The sequence below is a fragment of the Caulobacter sp. GW821-FHT09A05 genome (genome assembly GCF_059418465.1).
Genome location: NZ_JBWKPX010000019.1, coordinates 1 through 19,438, shown reverse-complemented (window position 1 = coordinate 19,438; position 19,438 = coordinate 1). Strand labels below are relative to the sequence as shown.

At 67.0% G+C, this 19,438-nt stretch carries 18 protein-coding genes and 1 tRNA gene; 9 read left to right on the top strand and 10 right to left on the bottom strand.

The features are described 5' to 3' along the window. Positions 1-64: 64 nt before the first annotated feature. Together lon and clpX are read right to left on the bottom strand one after the other, a co-directional pair. A complete protein-coding gene (gene lon, locus AC07NX_RS17565; protein WP_494643529.1) occupies positions 65-2,464 on the bottom strand; it encodes an endopeptidase La in 2,400 nt (799 codons plus the stop codon). A gap of 399 nt (positions 2,465-2,863) precedes the next feature. Further along, positions 2,864-4,126: an ATP-dependent Clp protease ATP-binding subunit ClpX gene (gene clpX, locus AC07NX_RS17560; RefSeq protein WP_028037654.1), complete on the bottom strand. Its 1,263-nt coding sequence runs from the start codon at positions 4,124-4,126 to the stop codon at positions 2,864-2,866. Between the two features lie 364 nt (positions 4,127-4,490). On the opposite strand from clpX, the gene AC07NX_RS17555 reads away from it, so the two are divergent. Together AC07NX_RS17555 and AC07NX_RS17550 are read left to right on the top strand one after the other, a co-directional pair. After that, complete coding sequence (locus AC07NX_RS17555; RefSeq protein ID WP_494643527.1) at positions 4,491-5,162, top strand: HAD-IB family hydrolase; 672 nt, start codon at positions 4,491-4,493, stop codon at positions 5,160-5,162. A gap of 28 nt (positions 5,163-5,190) precedes the next feature. Beyond that, complete coding sequence (locus AC07NX_RS17550; RefSeq protein WP_494643526.1) at positions 5,191-5,466, top strand: hypothetical protein; 276 nt, start codon at positions 5,191-5,193, stop codon at positions 5,464-5,466. 69 nt (positions 5,467-5,535) lie between these two features. Here AC07NX_RS17550 and AC07NX_RS17545 read toward each other — a convergent pair whose 3' ends face one another. The 5 genes from AC07NX_RS17545 to AC07NX_RS17525 all read right to left on the bottom strand — a co-directional run bounded on the left by AC07NX_RS17545 (position 5,536) and on the right by AC07NX_RS17525 (position 10,558). Then, on the bottom strand, positions 5,536-6,162 hold the full coding sequence (locus tag AC07NX_RS17545) for an ATP-dependent Clp protease proteolytic subunit (RefSeq protein WP_035074762.1): 627 nt from the start codon (positions 6,160-6,162) through the stop codon (positions 5,536-5,538). A 179-nt stretch (positions 6,163-6,341) separates the two neighbouring features. Then, positions 6,342-7,700, bottom strand: a complete 1,359-nt coding sequence (gene tig, locus AC07NX_RS17540; protein ID WP_494643617.1) for a trigger factor — start codon at positions 7,698-7,700, stop codon at positions 6,342-6,344. A 204-nt stretch (positions 7,701-7,904) separates the two neighbouring features. After that, positions 7,905-7,989 (bottom strand) — tRNA-Leu (locus AC07NX_RS17535). 527 nt (positions 7,990-8,516) lie between these two features. Continuing rightward, positions 8,517-9,974, bottom strand: coding sequence for an NAD(P)H-hydrate dehydratase (locus AC07NX_RS17530; protein WP_494643524.1), 1,458 nt, complete (start codon positions 9,972-9,974; stop codon positions 8,517-8,519). A gap of 14 nt (positions 9,975-9,988) precedes the next feature. Further along, positions 9,989-10,558 (bottom strand): histidine phosphatase family protein, encoded by a 570-nt coding sequence (locus tag AC07NX_RS17525; protein ID WP_494643522.1) that lies wholly within the window; start codon positions 10,556-10,558, stop codon positions 9,989-9,991. 508 nt (positions 10,559-11,066) lie between these two features. On the opposite strand from AC07NX_RS17525, the gene AC07NX_RS17520 reads away from it, so the two are divergent. From AC07NX_RS17520 to AC07NX_RS17505, 4 genes are all read left to right on the top strand, one after another. After that, positions 11,067-11,405 carry a P-II family nitrogen regulator gene (locus AC07NX_RS17520; protein ID WP_035089775.1) on the top strand — a complete coding sequence of 113 codons (339 nt, stop codon included), beginning with the start codon at positions 11,067-11,069 and terminating at the stop codon, positions 11,403-11,405. Positions 11,406-11,444: 39 nt separating this feature from the next. Beyond that, positions 11,445-12,854, top strand: coding sequence for a type I glutamate--ammonia ligase (gene glnA / locus AC07NX_RS17515; protein ID WP_035074750.1), 1,410 nt, complete (start codon positions 11,445-11,447; stop codon positions 12,852-12,854). Between the two features lie 248 nt (positions 12,855-13,102). Beyond that, positions 13,103-13,468, top strand: coding sequence for a hypothetical protein (locus tag AC07NX_RS17510; protein ID WP_494643521.1), 366 nt, complete (start codon positions 13,103-13,105; stop codon positions 13,466-13,468). Between the two features lie 108 nt (positions 13,469-13,576). Beyond that, positions 13,577-13,831, top strand: coding sequence for a hypothetical protein (locus AC07NX_RS17505; protein ID WP_494643519.1), 255 nt, complete (start codon positions 13,577-13,579; stop codon positions 13,829-13,831). Positions 13,832-13,855: 24 nt separating this feature from the next. Here AC07NX_RS17505 and AC07NX_RS17500 read toward each other — a convergent pair whose 3' ends face one another. Beyond that, positions 13,856-14,257, bottom strand: coding sequence for a putative quinol monooxygenase (locus tag AC07NX_RS17500; protein ID WP_494643518.1), 402 nt, complete (start codon positions 14,255-14,257; stop codon positions 13,856-13,858). Further along, entirely contained in the window at positions 14,254-15,144 is an 891-nt protein-coding gene (locus AC07NX_RS17495; RefSeq protein WP_494643516.1) for a LysR family transcriptional regulator, read from the bottom strand. Before AC07NX_RS17495 ends, AC07NX_RS17500 begins: the two co-directional genes overlap by 4 nt. A gap of 93 nt (positions 15,145-15,237) precedes the next feature. Here AC07NX_RS17495 and AC07NX_RS17490 point away from each other — a divergent pair, with 93 nt between their 5' ends. Next, on the top strand, positions 15,238-15,972 hold the full coding sequence (locus AC07NX_RS17490; protein WP_494643515.1) for a hypothetical protein: 735 nt from the start codon (positions 15,238-15,240) through the stop codon (positions 15,970-15,972). Here the strand turns inward: AC07NX_RS17490 and AC07NX_RS17485 are convergent. Next, entirely contained in the window at positions 15,969-16,325 is a 357-nt protein-coding gene (locus tag AC07NX_RS17485) for a Kazal-type serine protease inhibitor domain-containing protein (protein WP_494643513.1), read from the bottom strand. The genes AC07NX_RS17490 and AC07NX_RS17485 overlap by 4 nt on opposite strands. Before the next feature lie 173 nt (positions 16,326-16,498). On the opposite strand from AC07NX_RS17485, the gene parE reads away from it, so the two are divergent. Both parE and AC07NX_RS17475 read left to right on the top strand, forming a co-directional pair. After that, complete coding sequence (gene parE, locus AC07NX_RS17480; RefSeq protein ID WP_494643511.1) at positions 16,499-18,601, top strand: DNA topoisomerase IV subunit B; 2,103 nt, start codon at positions 16,499-16,501, stop codon at positions 18,599-18,601. A 325-nt stretch (positions 18,602-18,926) separates the two neighbouring features. Continuing rightward, a complete protein-coding gene (locus tag AC07NX_RS17475) occupies positions 18,927-19,253 on the top strand; it encodes a UrcA family protein (RefSeq protein ID WP_494643509.1) in 327 nt (108 codons plus the stop codon). Positions 19,254-19,438 lie beyond the last annotated feature (185 nt).

Below are 19,438 nucleotides of genomic sequence, written 5' to 3'. Positions count from 1 at the left end.
CCCGTCAAACGAAGGCGGCGCGGAAAGTCTCCGCGCCGCCTAAGTTATCAACAATAAGTTACTATTAGTGGGTCAGAACAGCGTCGCTGTCGCCGTCCTCGACCTTCGCAGTTGCAGCAATCGGCTCGTCTTCCTCACGCCATTCGACAGGCGTGAGCGGACCGATAAGGGCGTGCTTGAGCACTTCATCGAAGGTGGACACCGGGATGATCTCCAGACCGTCCTTCACGCTTTGCGGGACATCGGCCAGATCCTTCTCGTTTTCTTGAGGGATCAGGACCGTCTTCACGCCCGAGCGCAGGGCCGCCAGAAGCTTCTCCTTGAGACCGCCGATCGCCGTGACCCGGCCGCGCAGGGTGATCTCGCCGGTCATGGCGATGTCCTTGCGGATCGGGACCCCGGTCAGCACCGAAACGATGGCCAGGGCCATGGCGCTGCCGGCCGACGGACCGTCCTTGGGCGTGGCGCCGTCCGGCACGTGCACGTGGACGTCGGTCTTCTCGAAGATCGGCGGCTTGATGCCGAACTGCACGGCCCGCGAGCGGACGTAGCTGTTGGCCGCCGAGATCGACTCCTTCATCACGTCCTTGAGGTTGCCGGTGACCGTCATGCGGCCCTTGCCCGGCATCTTCACGGCTTCGATGGTCAGGATGTCGCCGCCGAACTCCGTCCAGGCCAGGCCGGTGACGATGCCGACCTGGTCGACCTCGTCGGTCTCGCCGTAGCGGTACTTCTTGACGCCCGCGTACTTGGCCAGACGCTCGTCGTCGATCGTGATCGAGGTGAGCTTCTCGCGCGCCAGGTCGCGGACGGTCTTGCGCGCCAGGGCGCCCAGCTCCCGCTCCAGCGACCGCACGCCGGCTTCCCGGGTGTAGTAGCGGATCAGGTCGCGAATGGCCTTTTCGGGCACCACGAACTCGGACGCCTTCAGGCCATGGTCCTTCATCTGCTTGGGCAGGACGTGACGCTTGGCGATCTCGACCTTCTCGTCCTCGGTGTAGCCGGGGATGCGGATGATCTCCATGCGGTCCAGCAGCGGCTGGGGCATGTTGAGGCTGTTGGCCGTGGTGACGAACATCACCTGCGACAGGTCGTAGTCGACCTCCAGATAGTGGTCGCCGAAGGTCGAGTTCTGGGCCGGGTCCAGCACCTCAAGCAGGGCCGAGGACGGGTCGCCGCGATAGTCGCTGCCCATCTTGTCGATCTCGTCCAGCAGGACGAAGGCGTTGGTGGTCTTGGCCTTCTTCATGGTCTGGATGATCTTGCCGGGCATCGAGCCGATATAGGTCCGGCGGTGACCGCGGATCTCGGCCTCATCGCGCACGCCGCCCAGCGAGATGCGGGCGAATTCGCGACCGGTCGCCTTGGCCAGCGAGCGGCCCAGCGAGGTCTTGCCGACGCCCGGAGGGCCGACCAGGCACAGGATCGGGCCCTTCAGCGAGTTGGTGCGCGCCTGGACGGCCAGGTATTCAAGGATGCGTTCCTTGACCTTCTCCAGGCCGTAGTGGTCCTCTTCGAGCACCGCCTCGGCCTCGACCAGATCGATCTTCTTGGTCTTGGCCTTGCCCCACGGGATCGACAGCATCCAGTCCAGATAGTTCCGGACCACGGTGCTCTCGGCCGACATCGGGCTCATGTTGCGCAGCTTCTTCAGCTCGCCCTCGGCCTTGGCCCGGGCTTCCTTGGAAAGCTTGGTCTTCTTGATACGCTTTTCGAGCTCGATCAGTTCGTCGCGCTGATCGTCGGGGTCGCCCAGCTCGCGCTGGATCGCCTTCATCTGCTCGTTCAGATAATATTCGCGCTGGGTCTTCTCCATCTGGCGCTTCACGCGCGAGCGGATCTTCTTCTCGACTTGCAGCACCGAGATCTCGCCCTCCATCAGGGCGAAGACCTTTTCCAGGCGCTTCACGACGTCGAAGATTTCCAGCAGGTGCTGCTTGTCGCCGATCTTCACCGACAGGTGGGCCGAGATGCTGTCGGCCAGCTTGCCGGGCTCGGCGATCTGCGGGATCGAGGCCAGGGCCTCGGGCGGCACCTTCTTGTTCAGTTTGACGTAGTTCTCGAACTGCTCGACGACCGCGCGCGACAGCGCCTCGGCCTCGGGGCCGACGCCCTGGTCCTCGTTCACCTCGCCGACCTGGGCCTCGTAATAGGCCTCCTGGTCGGTGAAGCGCACGACGGCCGCGCGGCCCTTGCCCTCGACCAGCACCTTCACGGTGCCGTCGGGCAGTTTCAGCAGTTGCAGGACGGTGGCCAGCACGCCGACATCGTAGATGTCGCCCGGCGCCGGATCGTCGTCGGCCGAGTTCTTCTGGGTGACCAGAAGGATCTCCTTGCCGCCGCGCATCACTTCCTCGAGGGCGCGCACCGATTTGTCGCGACCCACGAAGAGGGGCACCACCATGTGCGGGAACACCACGATGTCCCGCAGGGGCAGCACAGGAAGCGTACGAATCTCAGACATGATGCTCTCTACTCCTGGCCGGCGCGTTGCACTCGCGCTCGGCCACGCGGGCCGCCGTCACCCAGACGATGCGCCTGAGTCGTACGGCCCGTCCGCTCGGGACTGAGCGGATGGTCGTTATTTATGTGGACCTTTTGCAACACGGTTCAAGCGTGCTCGCCTGATAGCGGCGACGGGTCGCGGCGAAGCGGTCAAGGTGCAACGGGCATGCCCCCCGCCCAGCTCTGCAATGCACGATCCATGCTGGCCTGGGGTTCGCGACGCCCAGGTTCTGCCGCTGCGGACCTCTCGTCGGGGTCCGTCCTCGGCGAGCGTCACAACACAAGACGTCCCGGTGTGATGAAAAAGGCGCGCCCGGCGGAGCCGGACGCGCCTGATTCAGGGCCGTTCGGGCGAGATTCAGGCCGAGGCGGCCCCGCCCTTCTTCTCGGCGTAGATCAGCAGCGGCTGGGCCCGGCCTTCGACGACCTCGGCGTTGACCACCACTTCCTCGACGCCCTCGTAGTTGGGCAGCTCGAACATGGTCTCCAGCAGGATGCCTTCCATGATCGACCGCAGGCCGCGCGCGCCGGTCTTGCGGGCGATGGCCTTCTTGGCCACGCCGTGCAGGGCGTCCTCGGTGAAGGTCAGGCCGATGTTCTCCATCTCGAACAGGCGCTGGTACTGCTTGACGAAGGCGTTCTTCGGCTCGGTCAGGATCTTCACCAGGGCCGCCTCGTCGAGGTCTTCCAGGGTGGCGATCACCGGCAGGCGGCCGATGAACTCGGGGATCAGGCCGAAGCGCTGCAGGTCGTCGGGCTCGACGCCGCGCAGGATCTCACCCGTGCGGCGCTCTTCCGGATCGGCCACCTTGGCGCCGAAGCCGATCGACTTGCCCTGGCCGCGCGCCGAGATGATGCGCTCCAGGCCCGCGAAGGCCCCGCCGCAGATGAACAGGATGTTGGTCGTGTCGACCTGCAGGAACTCCTGCTGCGGATGCTTGCGTCCGCCCTGCGGCGGCACGGAGGCGACGGTGCCTTCCATGATCTTCAGCAGGGCCTGCTGCACGCCCTCGCCCGACACGTCGCGGGTGATCGACGGGTTGTCGGACTTGCGGCTGATCTTGTCGATTTCGTCGATATAGACGATGCCGCGCTGGGCGCGCTCGACGTTGTAGTCGGCGGCTTGCAGCAGCTTGAGCACGATGTTCTCGACGTCTTCACCCACATAACCGGCTTCGGTCAGGGTGGTGGCGTCGGCCATCGTGAACGGCACGTCGATGATTCGGGCCAGCGTCTGGGCCAGCAACGTCTTGCCGGTGCCGGTGGGACCGACCAGCAGGATGTTCGACTTGGCCAGTTCGACGTCGTTGTTCTTCGAGGCGTGGTTCAGGCGCTTGTAGTGATTGTGCACCGCGACCGCGAGCACCTTCTTGGCGTGATTTTGCCCGATCACGTAATCGTCCAGGACCTCACAGATCTCGCGCGGCGTCGGCACGCCGTCCTTCGACTTCACGAAGGCGATCTTGTGCTCTTCACGGATGATATCCATGCAGAGTTCGACGCATTCATCGCAGATGAACACCGTCGGGCCGGCGATGAGCTTGCGCACCTCATGCTGGCTCTTTCCGCAGAAAGAACAGTAGAGGGTGCTCTTGGTGTCGCCGCTCGCGGCTTTCGTCATGGTCGCTTCTCACGCTAGGGCGGTCCGGGCCGAAGCCGAAACCACCGACTCCTTAGCGCCAATCCCGCCACCGAAGCAGCAGGATATTCGCCGGGAGTTGTCTAATCCTTGACATTCCCCGATCCGGACGCACGGCACAAGCCTTGGAGCCGATTTACAGCCCCCAAGTTCGTGGATGGTGCGTGCGGTTTCATGGAATTCTTCTCTAAGATGGCGTTCCGGACCCTCAACGCAAGCGGCGGGCCGTTTGCTCCCGTCGGAGCCTCGTCGGCGCGGCCGTCGAAATCGGTGAAGACCTTAGCGGCCCAAGTGGAATCGTGGTGCAAGACGGGCTCGATTGCGGGGCGCGTGAGCGCGGAGACCAATGGCGAAACGTTCACTGATGGCCAAGGGCCTGTCGGCCTCGGCGCCGATGACCGGAGACCTGCACGAGGGCCCGCCCCTGGTCGCCTTCGATTTCGACGGCACCCTTACGGTTCGCGACAGCTTCACCGCCTTTCTGAAGTGGCGGGTCAGCCCCGCCCGGCATTTCATGGGCATGGTGCGCCTCTTCCCCGCCGCCGTTGGGTATGTGTTCGATCGCAACCGCGGCAAGATCAAGGCCGCCGCCGTCCGCGAGTTCCTGCGCGGCGTGCCGCTGGAGCAGCTGGAACGCGAGGCTCGCGCCTTCGCCCAGTCCGAGGCCCCCAGGCTGTTTCGTCCCGACGCCCTGGCCGTCTGGCGGCGCTGGAGGGCCAAGGGCGCCAGGCTGGTGATCGTCACCGCCTCGCCCGACGTGGTGGTCGCGCCCTTCGCCCGCGGCCTGGGCGCGGACCTGCTGATCGGCTCGCGCCTGGCCCTGGATCCCGACGACAAGGTCCTGGGCCCCCTGCTCGGCCCCAACTGCCGCGGGCCGGAAAAGGTGATCCGCTTGAAGGAAATCTTCGGCGACGATTTGTCGCTGGCCGCCGCCTATGGCGACACCTCCGGCGACCGCGAGATGCTGGCCATCGCCCAGGAGAAGGGTTACCGCATCTTCCGGGGCAAGCCGGGCTGATCGCTTCCCGCCAGATGAGGCTGTCATCATGAATGAACTCCATCGCCGCGAACACTTGGCCCTGTGGTGGTCGTTCATCTGGCGCGCAACGCTTTTCGGTGGCCTCGCTGGACTTGTGCTCGGGGCCTGCGCCAGCGTTTTCATGAACCTCTTCGGCCTGAGCGCCTACGGCGCGATCGCGGGCGGCGTAGCAGGTTTCGTCTGCAACCTGGTCGCCACCTACTGGGCCATCGGCTACGTGCTGACAAAGAAGCGATACGCGACCTTCTCCGTCCGCGTCGAACGCGCTCAGGATGTGTTCTAGCTTCTGGCGTACGAAAAAGCCGCCGACCTTTCGGCCGGCGGCTTTCCCGTCTTCGCGAGGATCGAAGCCTTACGCCTTGTCTTCCGAGGCGTCGCGGCTTTCGTTGATGTGGTCGATCAGGCCCCAGGCCTTGGCTTCCTCGGCGCTCATGAAGTGGTCGCGGTCGAGGGTCTTTTCGACTTCCTCATAGGTGCGGCCGGTGTGCTTGACATAGATCTCGTTCAGGCGGCGCTTGGTCTTGATGATGTCCTCGGCGTGGCGCTCGATGTCCGAGGCCTGGCCGCGGAAGCCGCCCGACGGCTGGTGGACCATGATGCGGGCGTTCGGCAGCGCGATGCGCTGGCCGGGGGCGCCGGCTTGCAGCAGCAGGCTGCCCATCGAGGCCGCCATGCCCATGCACACCGTCGAGACCGGGCTCTTGATATATTGCATGGTGTCGTAGATCGCCAGGCCGGCCGTCACCACGCCGCCCGGCGAGTTGATGTACATGGCGATTTCCTTCTTGGGGTTCTCGGACTCCAGGAAGAGCAGCTGGGCGCAGATCAGGCTGGCCATCCCGTCTTCGACGGGACCGGTCAGGAAGATGATCCGCTCTTTCAACAGACGGGAGAAGATGTCGAACGCCCGCTCGCCGCGGCTGGTCTGTTCGACCACCATCGGCACGAGGTTCATCGCCGTCGCCATCGGATCATACATAGGGATCGCCCTTTTCATTGTGTCTGGGCGGCGCGAACGCGAATCAGCCCCCGCGCGCCGTCGCCAACGCATATCGCGTGGCGCTTAACAGGTTGCAAGGAGCCGGGCCGGCGCTCGACCCATGAAAAAGGGCGCGACCCGCGTGGATCGCGCCCTCTTCGTGTCGGATGACGGAGACCTTAGCCGCCGTAGCCTTCCGGCAGGTCGTCTTCTTCCAGGAGCTCTTCCTTGGAGACTTCCTTTTCCTCGATCTTGGCCTTGCCGAAGATCAGGTCGACGACCTTGTCCTCGTAGATCGGGGCGCGCAGGGCCGCCTGCAGGTCGGCGCGCTGGCGGTACATGTCGAACACCTGCTGGGCTTGCGCGCCGTACTGACGGGCTTCGCGCATCATGGCGTCGGCCAGTTCCTGCTCGGTGACGGCCACGTCGTTCTTGCGGCCGATCTCGGCGAGCACCAGGCCCAGGCGCACGCGGCGCTCGGCGATCTTCTTGTACTCGTCCTTCAGCTGGTCTTCGGTCTTGCCCTCGTCCTCGGGCGGCAGGCCGCCCTGGGTCTTGTCGGCCTGCACCTGTTGCCAGATGCCGGCGAACTCGGCGTCGACCATGCGCGGCGGCAGGGCGAAGTCGTGCTTGGTGTCCAGGACGTCCAGCAGGGCGCGCTTGAGCTTGAAGCGCGACGAATTGCTGTAGCGGCCTTCCAGGTTCGACTTCAGCAGGTCCTTCAGGGCCTGCAGGTCCGACAGGCCCAGGCGCTTGGCCAGTTCGTCGTCGGGCTCGGCGTCGACCGGCGCGCGCACTTCCTTGACGGTGGTGGCGAACTCGGCGGCCTTGCCGGCCAGATTGGCGGCTTGGTAGTCGTCCGGGAAGTTCACCTTCACCGTCACGACGTCTTCCGGCTTGGCGCCGACCAGTTGCTCTTCGAAGCCCGGGATGAACTGGCCCGAGCCCAGGGTCAGCTCGGCGTCGTTGGCCGTGCCGCCGTCGAAGGCCACGCCGTCGATGGTGCCGACGAAGTCGATCAGCAGCTGGTCGCCGTCCTTGGCCTTCAGGGACTTGCCCTTGCGCGGCTCATAGGTGCGGGCCTGCTTGGCCAGATCCTTCAGGGCTTCGTCGACCTCGGCTTCCGAGACCTTGTAGACCGGCTTGGTCAGTTCGATCGTCGCGGGGTCGATCGGCTCGAACTCCGGCATCACTTCCACGGCCAGTTCGAAGGCCAGGTCCTCGCCGCCGGCCAGCACCTTGTCCATGTCGGACGACGGCTTCAGGTCCGGCTGGCCCGCGGGGCGCAGCTTGTTGTCGTCCAGCACCTTCTGGGCGCCTTCGTTCAGCGTCGCCTCGATGACCTCGCCCATCAGGGCCTTGCCGTACAGGCGACGCACGTGGGCCGTCGGCACCTTGCCAGGGCGGAAGCCCTTGACGTTCATCTGGGGCGCGACCTCGGCGATCCGGGCTTCAAGGCGCGTGGCGAGTTCACTCGCGGGCACCGTCACGCCATAAACGCGGCTGAGGCCTTCGCCCGACTTTTCAACGATCTGCATCGACATTCTTAGCTTCTCGGCTCTTGGGCGCCCGCGCCCGTCGTCCGCCCCAGGGGTCAAAACATCAAAGCCGCCCACGTCACCGGGGCGGCGAAAGAGCGCCCTTATGTCACGCGTTTGGCGACCATCCAAGGGCATTGGCGCCCTCACGGGACGAAAGTCCCGCCTGGCGGCGCACTTCGCCGGACACGAGGCCCGGCGAAGTGGTGCGGATGAGAGGACTCGAACCTCCACGCCTCTCGGCGCCAGAACCTAAATCTGGTGCGTCTACCAGTTTCGCCACATCCGCACGATGCGCCGGAGCGGGTTAGACATGCCCGGGCGGCTTGGCAAGGCCAAGACGATCCGAACCCGTCCCCGCCCCTTCGGCGAGCTGTTCGCGATGGTGAATTATTCGGGCCACGCGGGAACAACTTCCCGGCCCGCCGGTTATGATGATGTCCGCGGCTGTTCAGAACGCCATGGATCTACACCGGCCCGGGCCATGCCCCCCCGACTGACGCCCGGGCCGGTGTTTCACCCTCCTGACATTTGGCGCGGAACGACCTGGCCCCGAGCGGGTTGGCGTCCGGATTCAAACCATTGAGGTCGTCCTGGTTCGCCAGGACGGCTAGGGTCCGGCCTCAATTGCGTGTCGGTGACACCCAAGCGAAATCGGCGCTCTCATTCGTTGTCATCCCGGAAAGCGCGTAGCGCTTGTCCGGGACCCAGGGGCCGGCGCAATGCGATCCCCCTGGGTCCCGGCTCTACGGTCCGCCAGGCGGACCTTCGGCCGGGATGACAACTGAAAATCAACGATCCAATTGAGTCCGCACCCTAGCGCCGGCCTCGGCCGCCCCACAAGCTTCGCAGCACCGGCGGCGCCAGGTCCGGCAAGTCCTCGGCGATCAGGCCCGGGCCATGCGTCGCGCCCGCCTCGGCATGGATCCAGGCGGCGGCGCAGGCGGCCTCGAAACTCTCCATGCCCTGGGCGATCAGGCCGGCGATGAAGCCGGCCAGCACGTCGCCCGCCCCGGCCGTCGCCAGCCAGGGCGCGCCGTTGAGGCCGACCGCCGCCCGGCCGTCGGGCGCGGCGACCACGGTGTCCGATCCCTTCAGCAGCACCACCGCCCCCGCCCGCCGCGCGGCCTCCCGCGCCGCCGTGATGCGCTCGGGCGACGCGTCCAGCAGGCCGGGGAAGATCCGCTCGAACTCGCCGGGATGCGGGGTCAGAACGTCGTCGCGATCCAGGGCCGAGAACAGCGCCGCGGGGTCGTCGGCGAAGCTGGTCAGGGCGTCGGCGTCGACGACCAGGGCGGCGCCGTTGCGGGCCAGGGCGAAGACATGCCGCATCGTCGCCTCCCCCACGCCCGCCGCCGGCCCGATCACCACCGCGTCGGCCTTTTCGGCGCGGGTCTGCAGGTCGAACTCGCCCTCGAACGGCGCCAGCATCACCGCTTCCAGATGGGCGGCGTTGACGGCCAGGGCGTTGGGCGGCGAGAGCACGGTCACCACCCCGGCGCCGATGCGCAAGGCCCCCCGCGCCGCCAGCCGGGCCGCCCCGGTGTTCCAGGCCTCGCCGCTGACCACCATCAGCCGCCCGCGGGCGTGCTTGTGGGCGTCGACCGCCGGCCAGGGAAAGCGCTCGGCCCACAGGCCGGGATCGTTCTCGAACAGACGCCCCTGCCCTGTCGCCTCCAGGCCGATGTCGGCCACCACCACCTCGCCGCAGGCGGCCCGGCCCGGGGCCAGCACATGGACCGGCTTGCGGCGATGGAAGGTGACGGTGAGCTGCGCCTTCAGGCTCCGTTCGCCGAGGGGAAGGCCGGTGTCGCCGACAAGGCCGCTGGGTACGTCGACGGCGACGATCCGCGCCGCGCCGGGCATGACCCGCGCCAGGCGGTCGGCCTCGCCTTCCAACGGACGCGACAAGCCCGCGCCGAACAGGCAGTCGACATGGAGCGCCGCCGAGCCCGGCTCCGAGACCAGCGGCCCGGTCTCGCCCTTCCAGCGCGAGGCCGCCCATTGCGCCGCCGCGCTGGCCGGCGGCGCCAGCGCCTCGACCCGCACCGGCCAGCCGCGCCGACGCAGGTGCCGGGCGACCACATAGCCGTCGCCGCCGTTGTCGCCCGGCCCGCACCAGACCACCGTGGGGCAGCGGGCGTAGCGCTCGCGGATCACCTCGGCGACGGCCCGGCCGGCCCGCTCCATCAGGACGATCGTCGGGGTCCCGGCCTCAGCGGCCGCGCGGTCCGCCGCGGTCATCTCGGCGACGGTCATGATCTGGCGCGCCACGGCGGCTCCTCTTCCTACAGGACCTGAGTGGAGGCCTCACGACCCTTGTCGACCAGGATCAACGCGCCGTCGACCAGATCGAACACCGTCACCGACACGTGGTCGGGCCGGAACGCCGCCACCGCGTCATCGCCCGTCGCCACGGAGACCGCCGCGTTCAGGGCCACGAAATGGCTGAACACCGCCGCGCCGGGGTGCGAGGCCACCCCTTCGGCCACCTCCCGGGTCCAGGCCGCATAGTCGAGATCGCCCCGGATCTCGCGCCACGCGCCCTGGAAGGCCTGGCGCAGCCAGCCGGGACGAGCCTCGGCGTCCAGGGCGGCCGGTGTCGGAATCTCGCCGACCCTGGGATCGATCTCGACCGCCACGCCCAGGGCGTCGGCCAGCGGCTGGGCGGTCTCGCGACAGCGCCGCAGCGGCGAGCTGACCACCCGGGACGGGCGCTCGCCCACCGGCAAGGCAAGCAGCGCGCGCGCCACCGCCGCGGCCTGTTCCGCGCCGACGGCGTCCAGCCCCGGATCCGGATCGGCGTCGCCCCAGGTCGAGGCGGGGCGACCATGGCGGATCATGTGAATGCGGCTCATCGGCTTCCTCGCCCGTTCGAAATATCTTCCCTGGTCGCCTGCGGGCGTCGGGTCTTCTTGCAACGCTTCTAGCGCGAGCCGAGGCGCCGTCCGCCGCCACGGGCGCCCTAACGCGCAAGAACCGACCCCGGCTTCGCCGCCCTCCCCGCTTCGAGTTTCGCCGCAATCTTCAGCAGTTTTCGAGTCGACCGCCTTTTTTCGGCCATTCCCGCCCAGCCCCCGTGACGCCGTTCCGTCACGGACGGCGGGGCTTCCGCCCGGTTCTTCGCCGCCGAAACGACCGTTTCGGTGATCCTAGGTCGCCAATCGACGCTCGCAAGCGGGTTTGGCCGCCCAAACACGCACTGATCATCTTTCAGGCTTTAGATGATCAAATATAGAGCAATGAGCCGAACTCGACAGGACTCGCACGATAAAGCGCTCAAGCCGGCTTGTGAGCCGACGGGCCGGCGTGCTCCGTGCCGCTCAGTCAGCGGCGCCCGCGCCGTTTGGGCGTGAAAGAAGTCTGATGAAAAAGATCGAAGCCGTCATCAAGCCCTTCAAGCTGGATGAGGTCAAAGAGGCGCTTCAGGACATGGGCGTGCAGGGCATGACCGTGCTGGAAGCCAAGGGCTACGGCCGCCAGAAGGGCCATACCGAGCTCTATCGCGGCGCCGAGTACGTCGTCGACTTCCTGCCCAAGATCAAGGTCGAAGTCGTGGTCGAAGACAGCCAGTTGGAGCCCGCGCTCGAAGCCATCACCAACGCCGCCCGCACGGGCCGCATCGGTGACGGCAAGATTTTCGTGTCCGAAATCACGGAAGTCGTCCGCATCCGCACCGGAGAAACCGGCCCGTCCGCCGTGTAGGCCGGGACCGTAACCGCTTAACGCTCAAAGGGGATAACTATGAGCACCGCCAAGCAGATCCTCGACCTGATCAAGGAAAAGGACGTCAAGTACGTCGACGTCCGCTTCACGGACGTTCGCGGCAAGATGCAGCACGTCACCTTCGACATTGATCTGGTCGATGACGACTTCCTCAACGACGGCACCATGTTCGACGGCTCGTCGATCGCCGGCTGGAAGGCCATCAACGAGTCGGACATGAAGCTGCGTCCGGACCTGACCACCGCGATCATCGACCCGTTCTACCAGCAGACCACCCTGGCGCTGTTCTGCGACGTGGTGAACCCCGACACGGGCACCCCCTACAACCGCGACCCGCGCTCGATCGCCAAGAACGCCCTGGCCTACGTCAAGTCGTCGGGCATCGGCGACACCGTGTTCTTCGGCCCGGAAGCCGAGTTCTTCATCTTCGACGACGTCCGCTGGAACACCTCGTCGAACAACACCGGCTACTCGTTCGACTCCGTCGAACTGCCGGGCAATTCGGCCAAGGAATATCCGGAAGGCAACATGGGCCACCGCCCGGGCCCGAAGGGCGGCTACTTCCCGGTCAACCCGATCGACTCGGCCCAGGACCTGCGCGGCGAAATGCTGGCCGTCATGGGCGAGCTGGGCATGAAGCCGGAAAAGCACCACCACGAAGTGGCGCCCGCCCAGCACGAACTCGGCCTGAAGTTCGACACCATGGTCACCATGGCCGACCGGATGCAGCTCTATAAGTACGTGATCCACAACGTGGCCCACGCCTATGGCAAGTCGGCCACCTTCATGGCCAAGCCGATGTTCGGCGACAACGGCTCGGGCATGCACGTGCACCAGTCGATCTGGCAGGACGGCAAGCCGCTGTTCGCCGGCGACAAGTACGCCGGCCTGTCGGACATGTGCCTGTGGTACATCGGCGGCATCATCAAGCACGCCAAGGCGATCAACGCGTTCTCGAACTCGACGACCAACTCGTACAAGCGCCTGGTGCCCGGCTACGAAGCCCCGGTGAAGCTGGCCTATTCGTCGCGCAACCGCTCGGCCTCGATCCGCATCCCGCACGTCGACTCGCCGAAGGCCAAGCGCATCGAGGCTCGCTTCCCCGACCCGATGGGCAACCCGTACCTGACCTTCGTCGCCCTGCTGATGGCGGGCCTCGACGGCATCAACAACAAGATCGACCCGGGCGCGGCCGCCGACAAGAACCTGTACGACCTGCCGCCCCGCGAGCAGAAGAAGATCCCGGAAGTCTGCGGCTCGCTGCGCGAAGCCCTGGAAAACCTGGACAAGGACCGCGCCTTCCTGAAGGCCGGCGGCGTCATGGACGACGACTTCATCGACAGCTACATCGAGCTGAAGATGGAAGAGGTGATGCGCCTGACGCTGCACCCACACCCGGTCGAATTCGACATGTACTACAAGTGCTAAGCTTCACGGCTTAGAGGACGGAAGAGGCCCGTGGAGCGATCCGCGGGCCTTTTTCTTTGCGGGCGGCTTGGCGCTCAGGGCGGGCGTTCTTGGCCGCAATGTGGAATAGATAAGTCCACGTTCGGGACGGACGCTATTTTCCGCTTTCACCGTTTGCGGACGGAGGTTTGTCTGCTTGCGGTGACCTCGTAGCTCCACCATTGTCGCTAACGGTGGACACAATGAACGACAAGCCAAGAGGTTTGCCTATGACCTGGAAAATCATCGATTCTAAATCCTCTCACATGATTGATCGCGTGCGTGGACTATCGATGACTGGGACGCCAATCAAATACGGTTATGATTTTCAAGTTTATCACAATGATAGCGCCCTTATCGCATTCATGGCTTATGTCGACACGGTCGATGACTCTCAGCCACCGCCGGAACCTATCTCATTTACTTGGGCAGTGGTGAGCAGAAGTCAGGATCTCCCGCTGGCTGAGCGCCAAGAACTGATCGAGGATGTGTTGAGCGCGTGGAAAATGTCCCACGGAAAAGCTTTCGACCGGACCGGCCGGCTCAGGCAAGCCTCCGTTGGTGTCACCTACAATGCCAAAATCAACGAGATGTAGCTGGCTCTCCCAGACCCTCTCTCAAAGGAAAAGGGTTGTTGCGGCCCATAATCCGCTAGCCGCCCGTTGCGGCCCCAGGCGCTCTCCCCCCCCCCCCACGATCTCCTCATGGCCGAAGTCATCTATCTCCCACCTCATGAGCAAATGCCCGACCTAGGCGACGATCACTGTTGGTTGACGGTTGAGGCCTCTAACGACGGCCGGTTCTTCGACACCGGCAGTTCATGGAAGGCAAACGGGGAATGGGTGGGATATGGGTCACTCGCCGAGGACGACGTCTCACTTGAGAAGGCCTTAGCAGCGGCCGAGGCTTGGGCTGAGAAGTATGACGTTCCGACTATTTGGGTTCAGCTCACGCCCTAGGTCAGCTAGCCCGTCACCAAGACCTCAGCCCAGCCCCACCCCGCCGATCGGCACGGTCTCGAAGCGATGGCCGAAGCCGGCGATGATCGGCCGGCCCCTGGCGATGGCCGCCTGGACGGTCGGCAGCTTCAGCGAGGCCGCGTGGCTGTCCTTGTCGGTCCAGACCTCGGTGATCCACAGGGCGTCGGCGTCGGTCGCGTCCTTGGCGACGATGTAGCTGAGGCAGCCGGGCATGCCGCCCGTGCTCTCCGACAGGATCGCCACCAGCTCGTCCCGCTTGCCGGGCGCGGCCTTCATCTGGCCGATCAGTCCGTACATCGTCTTGTCCTCCTTGGCCTGGGCCGGCGACGACGCGGCGAGGGCCGCCAGGGCCAGCCCGCCCGCCAGCACCGCGCGCCGTTCGTTCTCGTCGGGTGAATGGGTCATGGTTCCTCCCCCTCGCCAGTTTCGGCCAGCATGGACCGGATCGTGTCAGCATCGGGCGAGGCCAGGGCCGCGCCAAGCCCCAGCAGGTGCAGGGCGTTGAAGCACGGCGGCCGTCCGGCGGGGCGGACGACCCGCACGCGGTCGCGCCAGCTGGCTGACGAGACTAGGTCCAGCGGCGCGATGATCGCCCCACGGCCGGCGGCGCAGCTCTCCATCGCTTCCTCGATCTCGCCGGCGTGGTCCAGGCGCCGCAAGGCGTCGGGCTGGGTGCCGAACACCGTCTCGAACCAGCGGCCGAAGACGAACTCGTACTCGTCATAGGTGGCGAAGGTTGTCCGCGACAGGGCGGTCAGATCCTCCGGGACTTCCATGCGGATCGGGGCGGCCAGCACCAGTTCCTCGCGGGCGATCGGCGTCGACTGCACCGGCGCGGCGACGACCGGCCGGTAGGTGACGCCCAGGTCCACGGCGCCAGTCGTCACCGCCGACAGCACCGCCTCGTGCGAACCGAACACCAGCTCGATCGGGCGGTCCGCCGGCAAGCCGGCGTACAGCCGGGGCGCCAGGCGATAGCGTCCAAAGGCCGAGACCACGGCCAGGCGCAGCGGGCGAAGGGCCGGGTCGGCGCGGCTCAGCCGCTCGCGCGTCCGCTCCACCTCATCCAGGGCCCGTCCGACGGTCTCGAACAGGGCCTGGCCGGCGGCGGTCAGGCGCAGGCCCCGCCCCACCCGCTCGAACAACGGCCGGCCCATCTCGCGCTCGAAGGCCTTCAGGTCATGGTGGACGGCCGGCGGCGACTTGCCCAGGCGCGGGCTGGCGGCGGCGATGCCGCCGGCCGCCGCCACCGCGTGGAACACCGCCGCCCGTCGCAGATCGACCTGTCGCATCGTTTCGAAATCCAGAACGGAGGCAGCTTTCCTTCGAAATATTGCCGAACCGCGTTCGACGCTAGGTCTGGCCTTCCCCCCAAGGAGGCGACCATGACCTGGAAACCCATGACCCTGGCGATCGCCCTAGCGCTTGGTCTGGCGAGCGGCCCCGCCCGGGCCCAGACCGAGCAGGCGGCCTTCCTGTTCACCTACGACATCGACCGTGGCCAGGAGGCCGTCTTCGAGGCCGGCTACGCCGCGCACCTGCAGTGGCACGCCGACCACCACGACGCCCTGCCCTGGTTCGGCTGGACCGTGACCAGCGGCCCGCGCACCGGCCTGTTCGTCGACGGGACCTTCGGCGTCCCGTTCGCGGCCATGGACGCCCGCCCGGACCCGGCCGGCGACGGCGCCGACATGGCCGCCCGCGTCCTGCCCTACGCCAAGGCCCGCGCCTATTCGGCCCATGTCCTGTGGCCCGAGCCGAGCACGGTCCGCACCCTGGAGGCGCGCCAGCCCAGCCCCGTGCTGGACGTCTATACCCTGCGGGTCGCGCCCGGCGACGTGGCGGCGTTCGAGACCGCCCTGCTTGCCTCCGCCAGAACCGGCAAGGGCGACCTCCCCTGGACCTGGTACCGCCTGGCGGGCGGCGGCGAGCTGGGCGGCTACATGGTCCTGGTCCCACGCCGCAGCTGGGCCGAACTCGCCGGCCGCCCCACCGATCTGGCGGGACTGATCGCCGCCGCCCATGGCCCGAGCCCGGACCAGGCCCGGGCCGCCGCCCTGGTCCGCAGCGTCGAGGTCGAGACCTGGTCCTACAAGCCCAGGCTCAGCCGACTGCCCTAGGCCTTGCATTCCCCTGGGGTCGCGATGCTGGCGCCCTGGGCGGCGGCGTTGCAGGCGCTGGGATAGGTCTTGCCGTCGCAGCCGCAGACCGGGGCGTAGATCATCGTGCAGACCTGGGGCGGCTTGCGGCAGGTTCCCGCGCCGTCCGCCACCTGGCACTGGCCGGCGGGCTTCTGGCAGACCAGGCCCGAGGCGCATTGGAAGCCGGCGAAGCCGCCGCACATCCCGCCCTCGGCCACCGGCGCGCGGGCGTGCGACACGGGCGGATTGGGCGCCGGCTGGCCGCCGCCCGGGCTGGAGCAGCCCAGCAGCACGAGCGCGGCAAGTATGGAAAACAGGCTGCGCAGGGCCATGGGCCGGCTCCTTGTTGATCGACAATCCTAGATTGCCACGGCCTGTCTTCCTTGGGCAGACCGCACGGTCATCCCGTCGACCAATCCGATGGCCATGGGCGCGCAGCCCCTTTTCAGGGGACGACGCAGAGCCCATACGAGGCGCTCCCGCCGAATCGACGCATGTTCCCCTAATGTCCTCCAAAGACGATCCCAACTTCTCGCTGTTCGGCGACGACGCCCTCGCCCCGGTTCCCGCCTCGCCGTTCCCGGCCCGCGAGCCTCACCCCGAGCCCGCGCCGCGCGCCGCCGCGCCGCCGCCGCCCCCGGCCAAGCCGGGCGCTCCGGCCGCGGCCCCGTCGTCCGACGGCTACGACGCCAGTTCGATCGAGGTCCTCGAGGGCCTGGAGCCCGTGCGCATGCGGCCGGGCATGTATATCGGCGGCACCGACGAGCGCGCCCTGCACCACCTGTTCGCCGAGGTGCTGGACAACTCGATGGACGAGGCCGTGGCCGGCTTCGCCAAGACCATCGAGGTCAAGCTCGACGCCGACGGCTTCCTGTCGGTCCGCGACGACGGCCGCGGCATGCCCGTCGACCCTCACCCCAAGCATCCAGGCAAGTCGGCCCTGGAAGTGATCATGACCGTCCTGCACGCGGGCGGTAAGTTCAGCGGCAAGGCCTACGAGACCTCGGGCGGCCTGCACGGCGTCGGCGCCAGTGTCGTCAACGCCCTGTCGGAACTGGTCGAGGTCACCGTCTGGCGCGACGGCTTCGAGCACCGCCAGAGCTTCGCGCGGGGCAAGCCCCTGGGGCCGGTCGAGAAGATCCAGCCCAGCAGGAAGCGCGGCACCCAGGTGCGCTTCAAGCCCGACGACCAGATCTTCGGCGAGGGCTGCGCCTTCAAGCCCGCGCGCCTGTACCGCATGGCCCGCTCCAAGGCCTATCTGTTCCGCGGCGTGCAGATCAAATGGTCCTGCGACGCCTCGCGCATCCACGACCAGACCCCGGCCGAGGCCACGTTCCACTTCCCCAACGGCCTGGCCGACTTCCTGGCCGAGCGGACCAAGGGGCTGGAGATGGTCACGCCCGACAGCTTCTCGGGCCGCATCGAGCGCCAGGGCGAGGCCGGCGCCGTCGAATGGGCCATCGCCTGGACCCCGCGCGGCTTCGGCGAGCACGACGGCTTCATGCAGTCGTACTGCAACACCGTGCCCACGCCCGAGGGCGGCACCCACGAAAGCGGCCTGCGCGCCGCCCTGACCCGCGGCCTGAAGGCCTATGCCGAACTGAAGGGCGAGAAGCGGGCGACGATTATCACCGCCGACGACGTGATCGCCCAGGCCGGCGCCCTGATCTCGGTGTTCATCAAGAACCCGGAATTCCAGGGCCAGACCAAGGAAAAGCTGTCGTCGAGCGAGGCCCAGCGCTTCGTCGAGAACGCGCTGCGCGATCCGTTCGACCACTGGCTGACCGGCAGCCCCAAGGCCGCCCAGGCCCTGCTGGAGTTCGTGATCGAGCGGGCCGAGGAACGCCTCAAGCGCCGCAAGGACAAGGAAGTCCAGCGCGCCTCGGCCACCCGCAAGCTGCGCCTGCCGGGCAAGCTGGCCGACTGCGCGGCGGGGGCGGTCGACGGCGCCGAGCTGTTCATCGTCGAAGGCGACTCGGCCGGCGGCTCGGCCAAGCAGGCCCGCAACCGCAAGAACCAGGCGATCCTGCCCCTGCGCGGCAAGATCCTCAACGTGGCCTCGGCCAGCGGCGAGAAGTTCACGGCCAACAAGGAGCTCAGCGACCTGATGCTGGCCCTGGGGGCCCAGGGCGGCAATCGGTACAAGGAAGAGGATCTGCGTTACGAGCGGATCATCATCATGACCGACGCCGACGTCGACGGCGCCCACATCGCCAGCCTGCTGATCACCTTCTTCTACCGGACCATGCCGGACCTGATCCGCCAGGGTCACCTGTTCCTGGCCCTGCCGCCGCTGTACCGCATCAGCCACGGCGGCAAGAGCGCCTACGCCCGCGACGACGAGCACAAGGACGAGCTGCTGGCCACGATGTTCAAGGGCAAGAAGCCCGAGATCGGCCGCTTCAAGGGCCTGGGCGAGATGATGGCCTCCCAGCTGAAGGAGACCACCATGGATCCGGCCGTCCGGACCCTGGCCAAGATCACCCTTCCCCGGTCCGAGGAAGCGGTCGAGGCCCTGGTCGAGACCCTGATGGGCCGCAAGCCCGAGCTGCGCTTCCGGTTCATCCAGGAAAACGCCGAGTTCGCGGCCGACGACCTGGACCTGTAGGCCGATCCCGTCCCCCGCCCCTTCGGGACGGGGGACGGCCGCTTCATGCGCCCCTTGATCCCGACCTATCAAAGAATCTGACATTTCACATTTGCGCCACTCAAGCGCCGCTAACCCCTCAAACGAATTCGACTTTTCGCGATCGATTAAACCTCGTTCGCTCGTTTTTTGACCGTTTTGTCGACCTTTTTTGCTTTTCCTGGCCGGTCTTTAGGCAGATGCAGGGTGGTGAAGTCTGATTTCGAGACGATCCGCTCGCGGATTCGCCCCGGGACCAGGCCGAGCGGCGCCCCAAGACGCCGCCACAGTCCAGGGAAGTCGATCCATGAAAACCCTCCTCGCCTCCACCCTCGCCGTCCTGGTCCTGGCCGCCGCGCCGCTGGCGGTCGCGGGGCCCGCCAGCGTCGAAACCGTCAGCATCCCGGTGTCCAAGTCCAGGCTGGACCTCAACAATCCCCGCGACGCCCGGGTGCTGATGCGCCGCATCGACCTCGCCGCCCTGGAAGCCTGCGGCGCCGACTCCCACAGCTTCGTGGAAGTGAAGCGCGCCGTGGCCGCCTCGGCCTGCCACCGCGACGCCGTCGCCGGCGCCGTGAGCCAGCTGAACAGCAACCAGGCCGCCCTGACCGTCACCGGCGTCCGCGGCCGCTAAGCGCGCTGCGCCCCCCCCTCCGGCCCTTCGGGCCACCTCCCCCAGAGGGGGAGGATCTACCCTGTGCAGCTGCTCCCCCTCTGGGGAGCTGTCGGCAAAGCCGACTGAGGGGGTCTTTCGCGGGCACGGCTTCTCATTCTCACGCTTCTAGCTGTGAGTGGATGGAAAGGGTCGCGGAGCGCCGG